At 66.2% G+C, this 15,046-nt stretch carries 16 protein-coding genes; 4 read left to right on the top strand and 12 right to left on the bottom strand.

What is annotated here, in order from left to right:
- Positions 1–266: 266 nt before the first annotated feature.
- From flgL to AC5P5X_RS19310, 12 genes are all read right to left on the bottom strand, one after another.
- Entirely contained in the window at positions 267–1,469 is a 1,203-nt protein-coding gene (gene flgL / locus AC5P5X_RS19365; RefSeq protein ID WP_049402743.1) for a flagellar hook-associated protein FlgL, read from the bottom strand.
- Positions 1,466–3,346 carry a flagellar hook-associated protein FlgK gene (gene flgK / locus AC5P5X_RS19360; RefSeq protein WP_495216040.1) on the bottom strand — a complete coding sequence of 627 codons (1,881 nt, stop codon included), beginning with the start codon at positions 3,344–3,346 and terminating at the stop codon, positions 1,466–1,468. The genes flgL and flgK overlap by 4 nt, the downstream gene beginning before the upstream one ends.
- Positions 3,347–3,354: 8 nt before the next feature.
- On the bottom strand, positions 3,355–4,554 hold the full coding sequence (gene flgJ, locus AC5P5X_RS19355) for a flagellar assembly peptidoglycan hydrolase FlgJ (RefSeq protein WP_005409568.1): 1,200 nt from the start codon (positions 4,552–4,554) through the stop codon (positions 3,355–3,357).
- 1 nt (position 4,555) lies between these two features.
- Complete coding sequence (locus AC5P5X_RS19350; RefSeq protein WP_495216039.1) at positions 4,556–5,698, bottom strand: flagellar basal body P-ring protein FlgI; 1,143 nt, start codon at positions 5,696–5,698, stop codon at positions 4,556–4,558.
- Positions 5,699–5,700: 2 nt separating this feature from the next.
- On the bottom strand, positions 5,701–6,393 hold the full coding sequence (gene flgH / locus AC5P5X_RS19345; protein ID WP_111189491.1) for a flagellar basal body L-ring protein FlgH: 693 nt from the start codon (positions 6,391–6,393) through the stop codon (positions 5,701–5,703).
- Positions 6,394–6,415: 22 nt separating this feature from the next.
- Positions 6,416–7,201, bottom strand: coding sequence for a flagellar basal-body rod protein FlgG (gene flgG, locus AC5P5X_RS19340; protein WP_005409571.1), 786 nt, complete (start codon positions 7,199–7,201; stop codon positions 6,416–6,418).
- Positions 7,202–7,303: 102 nt separating this feature from the next.
- Positions 7,304–8,053 carry a flagellar basal body rod protein FlgF gene (locus tag AC5P5X_RS19335; protein WP_049402746.1) on the bottom strand — a complete coding sequence of 250 codons (750 nt, stop codon included), beginning with the start codon at positions 8,051–8,053 and terminating at the stop codon, positions 7,304–7,306.
- A gap of 32 nt (positions 8,054–8,085) precedes the next feature.
- Positions 8,086–9,309, bottom strand: coding sequence for a flagellar hook protein FlgE (gene flgE / locus AC5P5X_RS19330; RefSeq protein ID WP_111189492.1), 1,224 nt, complete (start codon positions 9,307–9,309; stop codon positions 8,086–8,088).
- A 32-nt stretch (positions 9,310–9,341) separates the two neighbouring features.
- Entirely contained in the window at positions 9,342–10,025 is a 684-nt protein-coding gene (locus AC5P5X_RS19325; protein ID WP_005413273.1) for a flagellar hook assembly protein FlgD, read from the bottom strand.
- Between the two features lie 23 nt (positions 10,026–10,048).
- Positions 10,049–10,456 (bottom strand): flagellar basal body rod protein FlgC, encoded by a 408-nt coding sequence (gene flgC / locus AC5P5X_RS19320; protein WP_033835497.1) that lies wholly within the window; start codon positions 10,454–10,456, stop codon positions 10,049–10,051.
- Between the two features lie 3 nt (positions 10,457–10,459).
- Positions 10,460–10,855, bottom strand: a complete 396-nt coding sequence (gene flgB / locus AC5P5X_RS19315; protein ID WP_005409576.1) for a flagellar basal body rod protein FlgB — start codon at positions 10,853–10,855, stop codon at positions 10,460–10,462.
- Between the two features lie 137 nt (positions 10,856–10,992).
- Positions 10,993–11,937 (bottom strand): chemotaxis protein, encoded by a 945-nt coding sequence (locus AC5P5X_RS19310; RefSeq protein WP_005409577.1) that lies wholly within the window; start codon positions 11,935–11,937, stop codon positions 10,993–10,995.
- Between the two features lie 257 nt (positions 11,938–12,194).
- Here AC5P5X_RS19310 and flgA point away from each other — a divergent pair, with 257 nt between their 5' ends.
- The 4 genes from flgA to AC5P5X_RS19290 all read left to right on the top strand — a co-directional run bounded on the left by flgA (position 12,195) and on the right by AC5P5X_RS19290 (position 14,876).
- Positions 12,195–12,851 carry a flagellar basal body P-ring formation chaperone FlgA gene (flgA, locus tag AC5P5X_RS19305; RefSeq protein ID WP_005413275.1) on the top strand — a complete coding sequence of 219 codons (657 nt, stop codon included), beginning with the start codon at positions 12,195–12,197 and terminating at the stop codon, positions 12,849–12,851.
- 75 nt (positions 12,852–12,926) lie between these two features.
- Positions 12,927–13,232: a flagellar biosynthesis anti-sigma factor FlgM gene (flgM, locus tag AC5P5X_RS19300; RefSeq protein ID WP_005409579.1), complete on the top strand. Its 306-nt coding sequence runs from the start codon at positions 12,927–12,929 to the stop codon at positions 13,230–13,232.
- Positions 13,229–13,567: a flagellar protein FlgN gene (locus AC5P5X_RS19295; RefSeq protein ID WP_005409580.1), complete on the top strand. Its 339-nt coding sequence runs from the start codon at positions 13,229–13,231 to the stop codon at positions 13,565–13,567. Before flgM ends, AC5P5X_RS19295 begins: the two co-directional genes overlap by 4 nt.
- 91 nt (positions 13,568–13,658) lie before the next feature.
- Positions 13,659–14,876, top strand: a complete 1,218-nt coding sequence (locus AC5P5X_RS19290; protein ID WP_005409581.1) for an ATP-binding protein — start codon at positions 13,659–13,661, stop codon at positions 14,874–14,876.
- The last annotated feature ends 170 nt before the right edge of the window (positions 14,877–15,046 follow it).

Below are 15,046 nucleotides of genomic sequence, written 5' to 3'. Positions count from 1 at the left end.
TGCCGGAGGCTGTTTTTCCCGGGTTTTCCAGCCCTGGCTGGGCGTGAAGGCGACCCCGGAAAGGGCGGTTGGGCATGCCCAACCAGCGCTGATGAAGGTATCGGCGGGGCAGGGCCGGGCTTGATGGGCAATCACGGAAAATGCGTGCAGCACGTTTCCGGTAGCGCCAGCCCACGCCCGGCGAGCGCGACGGAACGGGCACGCAGAAACGAAAAAGGCCGCGATGCAGGGCATCGCGGCCTTTCAGGGGTGACGCAGGAGATGCGTCAGCGGATCTTGTTGAACAACGACATCGACTGCATCTGCGAGAAGATCGTCTGTGCCGCCTGCAGCGCGGTGCTCTGCAGCTGGTACTGGCTCAGTGCATCGGCATAGTCCAGGTCACGCATCTGCGACAGCGTGGTCTTCAGGGTCACGCTGTTGGCTTCACGCATGTCGGCGGCATTGTCCAGTGCCTTCAGCTGCGCACCGCCGGCCGCGCGCGAATCGATCATCCGTTCCGACGCACGGGCCACATCGCGCAGGGCGCTCTGCAGTTCGTTCTGCTGCGCGCTCATCTTGGCGGTGGTGCCGGTGTCGGCATCAAGCGCGGCAATCAGCTTGTCCATGGTGTCGAAGATGTCGCGGCTGGTGGCCGGCTTCACGTTGAAGCTGTCACCGGCAGCGGGTGCGCCGGTGATCTGCAGGCGGACACCGTTGACTTCCACGTTGTCACCGGCCTTGAACGTGCCGGTGCCGGTCACGTTGCCAGCGCCGTCCAGTACCTGGTACTGGTCGGCGGCGGTGAAGCGGATGCTGAAGGACTGGCCGTTCCAGCTGTCGCTGCCATCGCGGGTGATGTTGGTCAGCACGCCGTTGCCGGTATTGCCGGCCGCGGCAACACCATCGACGAAGCCGTCGCCGGTAGGAATGCGCATGAAGATCTCGCTGCCGGGCAGGGCATCCCGCACATAGGTATCGGGGCCGACTTCAATCTGGCGCTGGGTCTGGTCGCCACGGTAGACCACCTTGCCATTGATCTTGGCGAACGGCGGATCGCCATCGTTGGTGCCGCCGAACACGTAGCGGCCGGTGCCGTCGTCGGCGTTGGCCAGCGACAACAGGCCCTCGCGGATCTGGTTCAGTTCGGTGATCAGCGTTTTCTTGTCGGCGGCGCCCAGCGCCGGATTGCTGGCCTGGATGGTCAGGTCGTTGACGCGCGCCATCAGGTCGTTGACCTGGGCCAGGGTGTTTTCCTGTACGCCCAGTCGGTTCTGCACGTTGCCGGCATTCAGTTTCATCCGGTCCAGTGCGGCCAGGCTGCGGTCAAGCCCGACCGCCGCACCAGCGGCAACCGGATCGTCCTTGGCGCTGACGATCTTGCTGCCGGTGGCGATCTGCTGCTCCAGGTGGCTGAGCTTGGCCTGCTTGGCCATCATCAGCGACACGGACTGGTTGAACATCATGCTTGTGGAGATACGGCTGCTCATCGACGGACGGCTCCCAGGATGGTCTGCAACATGCTGTCGGCGGTGGAGATCAGCTGCGAGGCTGCCTGGTAGGCCTGTTGCAGGCGAAGCATGTCGGCCGCCTCTTCGTCCAGATTGACGCCGGATACTTCATCGCGTGCTTCCTGCGCCTTGTCATTGATCACCAGCTGCGCTTCCAGCGAATACTCGGCCGAGCGGGCGGCTGCACCGACCTGGGTGGTCAGGCCCCCCAGGGCGCCGTTGAGGGTGACCGTGCCGCTGTTGAATGCCTTGGCGCTCTCCACCTTGGACAGCCTGGAGGCGTTGCTGTTGTCCGACGAGCCCGCCGGAGTCGGGGTGATGTTGAAGGTGTCGCCGACCTTCGGCGCACCGTCCAGCACGAAGCTCCAGCCATTGGCACTGATGGTCTGGCCGGGCGTGTAGGTCTGCGGCGGGCCCCCATCGATGGTGTAGGTGGTGGCCGAGGTGAACACGATCGCGGCCGGATTGCGCAGGTTGGCGTTGGTCGAATCGCTGACGGTGACACCGCTCAGCTTGCCGGTGCCCGTGTTGGACGTCGCCGCCGCGCCCTTCACTGCCGCAGCAGCGGCGATGCGCGAGGGATCGGTGACCGCCACTTCCATGCTGCCCGCCACGCCTGCGGTCGGCTGCAGCAGGAAGCGGTCGTTGGCCGCCGGGGTACCGCCGACCACCAGCTTGACGCCGTTGATCACCAGTGGATCGGCGGCCGTACCGGTGCCGGTCAGCGGAACGTTCGCACCGGTGTCGGCACGACTGGCCTTCCAGTTGGTGCCATCGAACTGCAGCACCACGTTCTGCGCGTCCAGCTTGCCGAGGTCGCCGTAACTGGCGCTGAGGCTGGCGGTGCCGGTGTTGGCATTGTTGGCGGTGACGCGTGGATTGCCGATGTTGAAGAAGTCACCCCCCAGCTGGCCATACAGGTCCACGCCCTGGTGATGCACCTGGTTGAAGCTCTCGGCCAGGCCTACCGCCAGCTTGCCCAGTTCGGCCTGGGCAGGCGTCAGCACGGTGTCGCGGAATTCCAGCAGGCCGCCGATCTGGCCACCGACCGCCTTCGGGTCGAGGCGGATGGTGTTGCCCTGCGTTTCCAGCGCCAGCTGCAGCCGCTCCGGCTGGTACGGGTCGGCCACGGTGGTGACCTTGGTCGCCGTGGTGCCCACCACCAGTGCGTTGCCGCCGGCGGTGTAGACATTCATGATGCCGCCGTCCTGGATCACCGCCGTGCCACCGGTGTAGCCGATCAGCTGGGTGATCAGCTGATCGCGGCGGTCGAGCAGGTCCGGTGCGGCGGTAGCGATGTTGGTGCCGATCGCACCGTTGATCTGCGCGATCTCCTGCGCCAGCCGGTTGACCTCGGTGGCACCGGCCAGCAGGCCGTTGTTGACCTCGCTGTTGAGGTTGTTCAGGTGCGTGTTGAGCTGCACGAAGCGGTTGGCCAGCGCCTTGCCACCATCCAGCATGTTCTGGCGGTCGGCGGTGCCGGCGGCATTGGAGGACAGGCCGCTGACCGAATCGAAGAACTTCGACCAGACGCCGGACACGTTGGTTGCCGCGTCGGAGAACAACGAATTGACCCGGTCGGCCATGCCGGAGAGCTGCTTCAGGCGCGCCAGCTCGCCGCTGCTGTCGAGCAGGCGCGAGATCGCCAGCTGGTCGGCGGTACGGCGGATGTCGGTGATGCGGGTGCCGTTGCCGACCGTGCCGTAGCCGTAGTTCTGGGGATCAGCCGTGGCGAAGTTGACCTTCTGCCGGCTATAGCCCGGAGTATTGAGGTTGGCCACGTTGTGGCTGGTGGTCGCCAACGCACGCTGGAAGGCGAGCAGGGCACCGGTACCGGTGGAAAGTACGCTGGACATGGGGTTCCTCAACGACGGGTGATACCCAGCGCCGCGGTTGCGGTGCTGGCGAAGGTCTGGCCAAGGCGCGAGCCGGCATCGGCCACGGCGCTGACGGCGCGCTCGATGGTCGGTCCGCCGGCGATCGCGGCGATCTTGGCCGCGTAGCGCGGGTCGGTGGCATAGCCGGCGCGCTGCAGGCCACGGGCGAAGCCCTGCACGTCGGTGCCGGCCTGCAGGGCCTGCTGGTAGCGCGGGCTGGTCTTCAGCAGGCGCACGTAGTCGGCAAAGCTCTCGGCCGGCGAACTGTAGGCACGGAAGCTGGCGGTCTCGTTGCGGCGCACGCCATCGACGTACTCGTGGGTGCCGGCCACGGCGCGCTGGCCGTTCCAGCCATTGGCCTTGATGCCGAACAGGTTGTGCGAGGTGCTGCCGTCGGCATGCTTGATGTGGCGCTTGCCCCAGCCGGTTTCCAGCGCCGCCTGGGCAACCAGGGCGCGGGCATCCACGCCCAGTTCCTTGGCCGCACGCTGCGCGTGCTGCCAGATGCTGGCGACGAAGCCTTCCGGGGTGTGTTCGCCCAGCTGGGCGACGGCGGTACGGGTCGCCATCGCATCGGCCGGGCTGATGGCCGTACCGCGGTTGCTGGCGGTGGCCGCCCACTGGTCGCTGTTGGCAGCCCAGTCCTCGCCTTGCAGGCCGCCGATGTACGGATCTTCGGTACCCAGCGAGCGGTGCATGCTGCTGCTTTCGCGCCCGGCGATCAGGTCCAGCGCCTGTTCCATCGGTGCAACCGCCGCGTGTGCGCCGGACTGGGCGCCGGCGGCCATCTGCTGCAGCAAATGCACGGCCTGGCTGCCGTCTTCCAGCGGCAGCGACGGTGCCGGCTTGGCCGGTGCATTGAGCTGATAGGCACGGCTGGCCTTGGCCGGGTCCACGCGGGTATCCAGCGCCGGGCCATCGGCGGCCTGGCCGGACAGCTGCCGGCTGATCATGCCGGACAGGCCCAGGCCTTTGCCGCGGGTCATCGCCTCGGCAATCTTCTGGTCGTACATCTCGCGGAACATCTTGTTTTCGCCGGGGAACAGCGAGTCGCCGAAGCTGGCGTCACGCATGCTCTTGACCAGCATCTGCGCGAACTGGCCTTCCAGCTGGCGCGCGACCTTGTCGATCTTCGCCGGATCGTTCTGTTGTGCCGGGTGCAGATCGAATGCGGGATTGATGCGCATATCAGATCACCTCGAGCTCGGCACTCAATGCGCCGGCCTGCTTCAGGGCTTCCAGGATCGCGATGAGATCGCCTGGTGCTGCGCCCACGGCGTTCACCGCGTGCACGATCTCGTCCAGGGTGGTGCCGCCGCTGAACTTGAACATGCGGCTGCCGTCGTTGGTGGCGGTGATGGTCGACTGCGGGCTGGCTACGGTACGGCCGCCGGACAGCGCATTGGGCTGGCTGACGTTGGTGTTTTCCTGGATGGTCACGGTCAGCGAACCGTGCGAGATCGCGGCAGGTCCCACGCGCACCTGCTGGCCGATGACCACGGTGCCGGTACGCGAATTGACCACCACCTTGGCCGGAGCGCTGCCCGGGGTCAGTTCCAGGTTCTCGATGCGCGCCAGCAGGCCGATGCGTGCACCCGGATCGCTCGGCGCGGTAACCGCCACGGTCACGCCGTCGACCGCACGCGCCGCACCGTCGCCGAACGCATTGTTGAGCGCAGCGACCATGCGCGAGACCGTGGTGAAGTCGTTGTTGTGCAGGTTCAGGGTGATGTCACCGCCGTTGGCCAGCGGATCGGGCAGGGCGCGCTCAACGGTGGCACCGTTGGGAATGCGGCCGACGCTGGGCACGTTCACCGAGACACGGGAACCGTCCTTGCCCTGCGCACCGAAGCCGCCGACGATCAGGTTGCCCTGCGCGATGGCGTAGATCTGTCCGTCGGCGCCGCGCAGCGGGGCCATCAGCAGTGAACCGCCGCGCAGCGACACCGCGTTGCCGATCGAGGACACGGTGATGTCGATCGGCTGGCCCGGCTTGGCGAACGGCGGCAGTTCGGCGTGGATCGCCACGGCGGCCACGTTCTTCAGCTGCGGGTTGACGTTCGGCGGTACGTTCACGCCCAGCTCGCCGAGCAGGTTCTTCAGGCTCTGCACGGTGAAGGGTGCCTGGCTGGTGCGGTCGCCGCTGCCATCCAGGCCGACCACCAGGCCATAACCCACCAGCGCATTGCCACGCACGCCGCCGACCTGGGCCAGGTCCTTGATGCGCTCGGCGCTGGCCGGGGCCACCACCGCGAAGACCAGGAACACGCCGCAGTAGAGCGACGTCATGCGTCGCTGCCAGGAAGAAGAGGAGAAGAGTTTCATGGTCATACTCAGAACGGCGTCAGGCCGGAGTTGAAGAAGCGGCTCAGCCAGCCCATCGCGTTGGACTGCGCGACCGGGCCGCGGCCGCCGTAGACGATGCGGGCTTCGGCCACGCGGCTGGACGGAATGGTGTTGTCCTGGCTGATGTCGCCCGGGCGCACGATGCCCTGCACCTGCACCAGTTCATCGCCTTGGTTCAGGCGCAGGTTCTTCTGCCCCTGTACCACCAGGTTGCCGTTGGGCAGGCGCTGGATCACCGTCACCGTGACGCTGCCCTGCAGGCGGTTGCTCTGCGCGCTGTTGCCCTTGCCGGTGAAGTCACGTGCGCCCTTGGCCGTCGCACTGAGGATGTCCTTGCCGCCCAGGGTGACCGGCGCACCGAGGATGGACGGCGTGCCCAGGCTCAGGTTCGATTCCTTGTTGGTGGCGGTATTGGCACTGGTCTGCGCGGTGGTGTTTTCCAGCAGGGTGATGGTCAGCAGGTCGCCGACATCGCGCGCGCGACGGTCCGAATACAACTGCAGGGTCGGGCCGGCCGCGTAGATCGCGCCGGCGGTCGGTTCGGACTGCGGTGGCATGATCGGCTGGATCGGTGCCATTGCCGGATAGGGGCGCACATCGCCGGCAATGACGCAGCCACCTAGCAGGGCAGCCACGGTGCAGGCGAGGGCAGTGCGGGCGAAGTTGGAAATGGGCGACATGGCGGTTTCCCGGGTTGGCCGGTCAGAGCTTGTTGTTGAGGTAGCCGAGCATTGAATCGGTGGTGGAAATCGCCTTGGCGTTCATTTCGTAGGCGCGCTGGGTTTCGATCATCGACACCAGCTCTTCCACCACGTTGACGTTGCTGCCTTCCAGCGCGCCCTGCACCACGGTGCCGAGGCCGTTGAGGCCGGGGTTGCCGTTCTGTGCCGGGCCGGAGGCCGTCGTCTCGAGGAACAGATTCTCGCCACGGGCCTGCAGGCCGGCCGGATTGACGAAGTCGGTCAGGGTCAGCGCGCCGACTTCCACCGAGGCGGCGCCGTCGGCCATCTTCACGCTGATGGTGCCGTCGGTACCGATGGTTACCGACTGCGCGCCTTCGGGAATCTGGATGCCTGGCTGCACCGGGTAGCCGCTGTTGGTGACCAGCTCGCTGTCCTGGTTGATCTTGAACGAGCCATCACGGGTGTAGGCCGAGCTGCCATCAGGCATCTGAACCTCGAAGAAGCCGCGGCCATTGACCATCACGTCGAGGGCGCGGCCGGTCTGCTGCTGGCCACCCTGTTCAAAATTCTTGGCGGTGGCGACCACGCGCACGCCGGTACCCAGTTGCAGGCCGGTTGGCAGCTGCGTCTGTGCCGAGGAGGAGCCGCCGGGCTGGCGCACCTGCTGGTACAGCAGGTCTTCAAAACTGGCACGGTCCTGCTTGAAGCCGGTGGTGTTGGTGTTGGCGAGGTTGTTGGAAACCACCGACATGCGCATCTGCTGCGCATCCAGTCCGGTTTTCGCGATCCACAATGCCTGGTTCATCTTCGATGTCCTGTCTGGTGAAGCCGGCCGCGTGGTGCGGCCCTTGTATGCGGGTGTGCAAGCGGTGTGCCAGCGCCGGCATCAGGCGGCGCCGGAATTCCGTCAGCTGCCCAGGCGCAGCATGCTGTTGGCGCTGCGCGCGTTCTCGTCGCCGTGCTTGATCACCTGCACCTGCATTTCGTACTGGCGCTGCAGCTGGATCATCTGCACCAGCGCGCCTGCGGCGTCCACGTTGCTGCCTTCCAGCTGGCCGCTGTGCACGGCCGTGCCCTGTGCCGGGGCGAACGGCTGGCGCGGGTCGGTGTTGCGGAACAGGCCATCCAGGCCACGCTCAAGGCGCTCGTCCGGCGCCTGCACCACCTTGATCCGGCCGATCTGCGCCATCGTCTGCGGGCCTTCGCCCTGTGGAATGATCGAGATCGTGCCGTCGGCACCGATCTCCATGGCCTGGTAGGGCGGAATGGCGATCGGATTGTTGTTGTCATCCAGTACCGTGCGGCCACTGGAGGTCACCAGCTGGCCGTTCGGCGTCACCGACAACGCCGCGCCGCGCGTGTACGCCTCGCTGCCGTCGCTGGACTGCACGGCAAGCCAGGTGCCGGTCTGCAGGGACAGATCCAGCGGCTTGCCGGTGATGTGCTGCGAGCCGGGCGTACGGTTGAAGCCGGCGTCGACGTGCAGCGCATCCACCCGCGAGGCAAAGCCCGGGCCCTTGATCGGGAAGGCTTCAGTATTGGCCAGCGCTTCCTTGAAGCCAGGGGTGTCCGAGTTGGCGAGGTTGTGGCTGAGCGTTCCCTGCGCCTGCAGGGAGGCGCGGGCACCGGTCATCGCCACGTAAAGGGCTTTATCCATGCGGGGAGTTCCGTGACAGGGTCAGCAGCTCATCAACGGATGTTGATGACGGTCTGGGTGATCTGGTCCTGGGTGGTGATCATCTGCGCGTTGGCCTGGAAGTTGCGCTGCGCGGTGATCATGTTGACCAGCTGCTCGGTGAGGTCGACGGTGGATGCTTCCAGCGAGCCGGCCTGGATCTTGCCGAGATTGGAGGTGTCCGGCATTCCGGTGCGCGGGGTGCCCGAGCTGAAGGTGTCCACCCACAGGTTGTTGCCCTTCGATTCCAGGCCCTGCGGATTGTTGAAGGTGGTCAGCGCGACCTGGCCCAGCGGCTTGTCGGCGCCATTGGAATAGCGGGCATAGACCACGCCGGTTTCCGACACGGTGATCTCATTGAGCTTGCCGGCGGCGTAGCCGTCCTGCTGGGTGTTGCGCAGCGCGAACTTTTCGCCGTACTGGGTCGAGCCGCTCACGTCCAGCGTCATGTTCAGCACGCCGGCACCGGTGGTCGGGGTGAAGGTGCCGAGGCTGACCTTGCCGTTGGCAGGTGCGACCAGCTTGCCGCTGTTGTCGAAGGTGACCGGGGTCGGCGCGCCGGCCGGCTGGCCGTCCACGTAGTTGCGCACGGTCCACTCGTTCGGGTTGGCACCCTTCACGAAGTACGAGACCTGGATGTGGCTGACGCCCAGCGAGTCGTACACGGTGATGCCGCCGCTGGAGTGGTTGTAGCTGTTGGAGTCGGTCGGATCGAAGGTGGTGACCGTCGGTTGCTTCGCGTTGGCCGGCAGGGTAAAGCCGACCTTCACTTCGCTGGTCTGCTTCGGCGGGCTGTCGGTGGTGAGCAGCTGCAGGTCGACCATGCGGCCGGCATCGAAGTTGGTGCCGTCGGCATTCGGTGCGAACACCTGCAGGCGCGCGCCCTGCGGGTTGACCACGTAGCCCGATGCATCGGTCTGGAAGTTGCCGGCGCGCGAGTACACGCGGGTGCCGTTCATGTTCATGGTGAAGAAGCCTTCACCGGAAATAGCCATGTCCAGGCTGCGGCCGGTCTGTTCGTTGTGGCCCTGCTTGAACTGCTGGGCGACATTGGAAACGCGCACACCAGAGCCGACCGCGTTCTTCGACAGGCCATAGCCGGTGGCCGAGAACAGGTCGGCGAACTCGGCGCGCGATTCCTTGAAGCCGGTGGTGTTGACGTTGGCGACGTTGTTGGCAGTGACGCTCAGGTCGGAATTGGCGGCATTGATGCCGGACAGCGAGACATTGAAGCCCATGGGATGCTCCTGGTAAGTGCGGGGTGTGCGGCTCAGCTGACGCGGAGCACGTAGTCGATCGGGGCCGTGCCCAGGCCCTTGAGGTTCAGGTACAGGCCGTCGGAACCGACGGTCACGCTTTCCACCGGCGCCTGCACGTAGGTGGACAACTTGGTGCTCTTGCCGGCGGTATCGACGTGGTTGGCAACGATGGAGTACTTGCCCGGCTCCATGCGCTTGCCGTTGGCATCCTTGCCGTCCCACTGGAACGCAGTCTCGCCGGCGGCCTTGGCTTCCACGCTCAGCGAGGTGACCTTGGCGCCGGTGGCATCGGTGATGTCGACGGTGATGATGCCGGCCGAAGGCGCGGCCACCGTGCCTTCAACGTTGCCTTCCTTTTCCAGCACCAGCTTTTCCGACGGCACCAGCACCTGGTGGCCGACCAGCGCCGCACCACGCAGCACCTGGTCGCTGGCCATCGATTCCTGGAAGCCCTTCACCGTCTTGTTCAGATCGGTGATGCCCTGCACGGTGGACATCTGCGCCATCTGCGCGACCATCTGCGTGTTGTCCATCGGCTTCAGCGGATCCTGGTGCTGCAGCTGTTCGGTCATCAGGCGCAGGAAATCGGCCTGGTCCAGCGTGTTCTTCTTCTTGGTGGCGTTGCTGTTCGGGGCGTTCAGACCGAGTGCGGTGTAGACGTCCTGGTTGGTCTGGTTGTTGACGGCGGTGGTCATGGCGGTATCCGGTACTGCGGGCCTCAGCGGCCCATGGTCAGGGTGGCCAGGGCCAGTTCCTTGGCGGTGGTCAGCATCTCCACGCCGGCCTGGTAGTTGCGCGAGGTCGAGATCAGGTTGACCATCTGCGCCACCGGATCGACGTCGGGCTGGTAGATGTAGCCGTCGGCGTCGGCCAGCGGATGTCCGGGCTCGTAGCGCTTGATCGGCGCCGCATCGCTCTGGGTGATTTCCTTCACCTTCACCGAGGTGATGTTCGGATCGTTCTTGCTGGTGACGGCCTGGAAGATCGGCTCCAGCGGCTTGTACACCGCGTCGGCGGAACCGGCGACGGTATCGGCGTTGGAGAGGTTGGAGGCGATGGTGCTCATGCGCACCGACTGCGCCTGCAGCGCGGAGCCGGCGATATCGAAGATCGGCAGGTTGCTCATGGCTTATTGCCCCGTGATCGCGGTCAACATGGAACGCACCTTGCTCTCGACGAAGCTGAGCGAAGCGCGGTACTCGAGCGCGGCGCGGCCATAGGCCGCACGCTCGGCATCGGGATCGACGGTGTTGCCGTCCAGGCTGGGTTGCACGCCCTCGCGCGCGATCTGGAACGGGTTCAGGCCACTACTGATTTCGTAGTGCTGCTCATGGGTGGTGGCCATCAGGCCATTGGCATCCTGCCCCTGGGCATGGCGCAGGGCGGCATCGAAGTCCAGGTCCTGGGCCTTGTAGCCGGGAGTGTCGGCATTGCCGAGGTTGCTGGCGATCAGCTTCATCCGCTGTTCGCGCAACGGCATGGCCTGGGCATGGACGCCCAGGTAGTCGGTAATCAGGTTGCGCACGGTGCACTCCCACGGGAACGTTGCCCGGGAAGCTGCAAGGGGTGTGCCAAATTCGAGAGGGTAGTGCCGGCCGCTGGCCGGCTCCCCGATGGATCTGCGGTTGCCGGCCAGCGGCCGGCACTACCGGATCAGTGGCCTCAGGCCGCCAGCGCCACCTTGCGCAGGCGGTCCAGCACGAAATCGGCCAGCTCGTGCGGCGAGTACTTGGCGACGAAGGCGTTGGCGCCGACGCGCTCGACCATCGCATTGTTGAAGACGCCCGACAGCGAGGTATGCAGCAGCACGTAGAGGCCGGCAAGGCCTGGATGGCGCCGGATTTCCGTCGTCAGCGTATAGCCGTCCATCGCCGGCATTTCGATGTCCGAGATGACCATGGCGTAGCGCTCGGCCGGGTTCTCGCCTGACGCGTGGATCTGCAGCAGGTGGTCCAGCGCCTGCTTGCCATCGGAAAGCAGGGTGGCGCCCACCCCCAGCTGGTCCAGCACGCTGCGGATCTGCTGGCGGGCCACGCGCGAGTCATCCACCACCAGCACCTGCAGCTGCGGGCCGTCGGAGGGCATCGCCATCGCCGGATCGAGCACCGCTTCGCCGCGCACCTGGGCGATGTCGGCCAGGACGCTTTCCACGTCGATCACCTGGATCAGTTCACCCTGGAAGCGGGTCACTGCGGTCAGGTAGCTCGATTCGGCGCCCAGTTCCGGCGGCGGATGGATGTCTTCCACCGCGATGTTGACGATGCGCTCCACGCCGCTGACCAGGAAGCCCTGGATCGAGCGGTTGAACTCGGTGACGACCAGGTAGCCGGGCGAGGTGTCCGCCTCCGGCTCGCGCTCGGGATGGCCGATCGCCAGGCCGAGGTCCAGCACCGGCACCGAGCGGCCGCGCACGTCGGCCACGCCGGAGAACTGGCTGGGCAGTCCGGGCACCTGGAACAGTTCCGGGCGCCGCAGGACTTCCTGCACCTTGAAGACATTGACGCCAAAAAGCTGACGTCCGCCGAGACGGAACAGCAGCAGCGCCAGGCGATTGTGGCCGGCCAGTCGGGTCCGCTGGTCGATCCGGTTGAGCAGGTCATGGGACATGGCTGCTGTATCGGCGGGGTAGGCGCCGAACTTGAGGGCGCTCTGCCGCCCACGCGCTCCACACCGCTTCTGTAGAGTCGACTGTGAGTCGACTGCTCTTATAGTCGACTGCTCTTATCGGATCGCGGGAAATCCCGCGCTTCGCGCGAAAGTCGAAAGTCGACTAACAGTCGACTCTACACATCCCCATCCCGAGACCTCGTCTCTGGCACACACCTTGCACGCATCTGGGCCAGGTCCCATCGACAGGAGGCGCCATGCGCCGGGTCACATCTCTATTGGCCATCGCGCTTGCTGTGGCCTCGCCGTGGGCGACGGCCGCCGACTGGCAGCCCGTAGCCAGCATCCGCGCCGCAGCGCTGACGACCTTGCCGGCCGGGAGTGAGGGTGAGGCCCAGGTGGCCGATGCGCTGCGCCTGCCCAAGTGTGGCGGCGCGCTGCAGGTGCAGCCTACCGCCAACACCACGGTGGAGGTCAGTTGCCCTGATGCGGGGGGCTGGCGCCTGTTCGTGCCGGTGAAGGTGCGGCGCAACCAGACCGTGCTGGTGCTCAATCGTGGAATCGGCACTGGAGAAACCCTCACCGCCGCCGATATCACCACTGCCCAGCGTGACGCTGCCCGGATTGCCGGTGCGGTACTGGCCGATCCCAATGCAGCGATCGGCCGCATCGCCCGCCGTCCGTTGCAGGCCGGAGCCCTGCTGTCGAACAACGACCTGGTGGTTCAGCGTCTCATCAAGCGAGGAGACAATGTAGCCCTGGTGTCGCGTCGCGGTTCGGTCGAGGTCCGCATTGCCGGCCGTGCGATGGGTGATGCCGGTGAGAACGAGCGGGTCTCGGTCGAGAACCTGTCCTCGCGGCGGATCGTGCAGGGCACGGTTGATGCCGCAGGTGACGTAATCGTGGCGCGTTGAATTACCGCAAAATATCCCTAAAGATCACGGCCCTGCGGCCGTTATCCCTTGTGAACGGCAACTCCAGGACACCCCATGAGCCAGAAAATCGACGGCAACCTGCAGGTCCCCCAGGCACTGCGCAGCGTGACGACCCCGGCCAACAAGCCCGGCGTCAGCACCGATGCGGCGGCGCGCCCGGTCGAGGCGGCCGACAGCCTGCGCCTGACCGGCGAGGCCACCAATCTGCAGGCCATCGAGCGTGAGCTGACCACCGCCCCGGCGATCGACGCCCAGCGCGTGGCCGCCGTGCGCGAGTCGCTGCAGAACGGCACCTACAAGATCAATCCGGACGCGATCGCATCGCGCATGCTCGATCTGGACCAGCAGCTGCACGGATGACCGCGGCGATGAGCGAGCCGCTGCAGCGCCTCGCCCAGGCCCTGGACGTTGAACGCCAGGCCCTGGTCGAGCACGACGTACACGCCTTGATCCGGGCCACCGGCGCCAAGCTGGAAGCGCTGCGTGCGCTGGAAGGCGCGCCGCCGGTGGGGCAGGGCGAGCAGCTGCAGGAACTGGCCGAGCGCAACCGCGCCAATGGCGTGCTGCTTTCGCGGCGCCGACGCGAAGTCAACTGGGCATTGCGCCAGTTGGGCCGTACCGAAGACGCCTCGGCCTATGACGCCAAGGGCCAGTCACACACCGTCACTGCCCGCCGCCCACTCGCCGTCGCCTGACGCGACGGCGGTCGCACTACCCACCCCCGCGGGCTGAAGCCCGCTGCGTGACCGCGTATATTGGGCGCCTGTTCGAACGTCCCGAGTCGCCGTGTCCGCTGCCAACGCCCTGGTTACCGCCCCCCTTCCGCCGCAGCCGGTGCTGCAGGCCCTGCTTGAGCGCCTGCGCGAAGGGCTGCTGCTGTTCACTGAAGACGGGCAGGTGGCGCTGGCCAATCCGGCCGCGCAGAACCTGTTGGCGGGTGGGGAGGACGGTGCACTGCCGCCGCAGCGGCTGCGTGAGCTGCTGCCACCCGATGCGCTGGAACAGGCGCGGCAGCATGGTCACTGGAACGGCAGCCTGCCGCTGGGGGAGGGTGTGGTCATCGCCCACCTCTACCACCACGGCCCGGTCGGCCAAGGGCACTTCCTGGCGTTGTTCCGCCATATCGAAGGGCAGGAAGACTACGAGCGCGAGCTGCAGCAGCGCCATGCCGAGCTGCGCCAGGCCTACCTGCGCCTCAACGGTACCCAGGAAAAGCTGCTGCAGTCGGAAAAGATGGCGTCCATCGGCCAGCTCGCTGCCGGTGTGGCGCACGAGATCAACAACCCGATCGGCTACGTGCACTCCAACCTGGGCAGCCTGCAGGAGTACCTGCGCAGCCTGTTCACGGTGATCGAAGCCTACGAACGCGCCCTTCGTGCGCCCGACCCGAAGGCGTTGATTCCGGAAATCGACGATATCCGTGACCGCCTGGACATCGATTTCATCAGCCGCGACCTGCCGCAGCTGATGGCCGAATCGCGCGAAGGCATCGAACGGGTGACCCGCATCGTGCGTGACCTGAAGGACTTCTCGTATTCCGGCCGCGACGAATCGTGGAAGCTGGTCGACCTGCACGCAGGGCTGGAATCGACCATCAACATCATCTGGAACGAGCTCAAGTACAAGGTCACCCTGGTGCGTGAGTTCGGCCAGCTGCCGCTGGTGGAATGCCTGCCGTCCGAGTTGAACCAGGTCTACATGAACCTGCTGCTCAACGCCGGCCACGCCATTGCCGAGCGCGGCACGATCACCGTGCGTACCGGTGTCGACGGTGACCAGGTATGGGTCGAATTTGAAGACACTGGCGGCGGCATCTCGCCGGAACTGCGCCAGCGCATCTTCGATCCGTTCTTCACCACCAAGCCGGTGGGCAGCGGTACCGGCCTGGGCCTGTCGATCTCCTACAGCATCATCAACAAGCACCATGGCCGCATCGACCTGGACAGCACCCCGGGCGTGGGCTCGCGCTTCCGCGTGGTGCTGCCGGTCAAGCAGCCGCGCTGACCGCTTCGGGTACTGCCGGCCAGCGGCCGGCTCTACCAGGGCTTGTCCCCGGCCTGGATTCGCGCTTCGGGTAGTGCCGGCCGCTGGCCGGCAACCTCATTGAATCCAGCATCGAGAGCAGCCGGCCAGCGGCCGTCTCTACCAGGGCTTGTCCCCGGCCTGGATTCGCG

This window comes from Stenotrophomonas sp. YJH_SMC_91 (assembly GCF_059368495.1).
This window is presented reverse-complemented; position numbering and strand designations above follow the sequence as displayed.

Bases quoted from the DNA above. Each gene is read 5' to 3' on its own strand.
- flgH (WP_111189491.1), bottom strand. From the start codon at position 6,393: ATGTCGCCCATTTCCAACTTCGCCCGCACTGCCCTCGCCTGCACCGTG.
- flgC (WP_033835497.1), bottom strand. From the start codon at position 10,456: ATGAGCAACCTGCCGATCTTCGATATCGCCGGCTCCGCGCTGCAGGCG.
- flgL (WP_049402743.1), bottom strand. From the start codon at position 1,469: ATGAGCAGCCGTATCTCCACAAGCATGATGTTCAACCAGTCCGTGTCG.
- AC5P5X_RS19325 (WP_005413273.1), bottom strand. From the start codon at position 10,025: ATGACCACCGCCGTCAACAACCAGACCAACCAGGACGTCTACACCGCA.
- flgM (WP_005409579.1), top strand. From the start codon at position 12,927: ATGAGCCAGAAAATCGACGGCAACCTGCAGGTCCCCCAGGCACTGCGC.
- flgA (WP_005413275.1), top strand. From the start codon at position 12,195: ATGCGCCGGGTCACATCTCTATTGGCCATCGCGCTTGCTGTGGCCTCG.
- flgE (WP_111189492.1), bottom strand. From the start codon at position 9,309: ATGGGCTTCAATGTCTCGCTGTCCGGCATCAATGCCGCCAATTCCGAC.
- AC5P5X_RS19350 (WP_495216039.1), bottom strand. From the start codon at position 5,698: ATGACCATGAAACTCTTCTCCTCTTCTTCCTGGCAGCGACGCATGACG.
- flgJ (WP_005409568.1), bottom strand. From the start codon at position 4,554: ATGCGCATCAATCCCGCATTCGATCTGCACCCGGCACAACAGAACGAT.
- AC5P5X_RS19310 (WP_005409577.1), bottom strand. From the start codon at position 11,937: ATGTCCCATGACCTGCTCAACCGGATCGACCAGCGGACCCGACTGGCC.
- flgK (WP_495216040.1), bottom strand. From the start codon at position 3,346: ATGTCCAGCGTACTTTCCACCGGTACCGGTGCCCTGCTCGCCTTCCAG.
- flgG (WP_005409571.1), bottom strand. From the start codon at position 7,201: ATGAACCAGGCATTGTGGATCGCGAAAACCGGACTGGATGCGCAGCAG.
- AC5P5X_RS19295 (WP_005409580.1), top strand. From the start codon at position 13,229: ATGACCGCGGCGATGAGCGAGCCGCTGCAGCGCCTCGCCCAGGCCCTG.
- AC5P5X_RS19335 (WP_049402746.1), bottom strand. From the start codon at position 8,053: ATGGATAAAGCCCTTTACGTGGCGATGACCGGTGCCCGCGCCTCCCTG.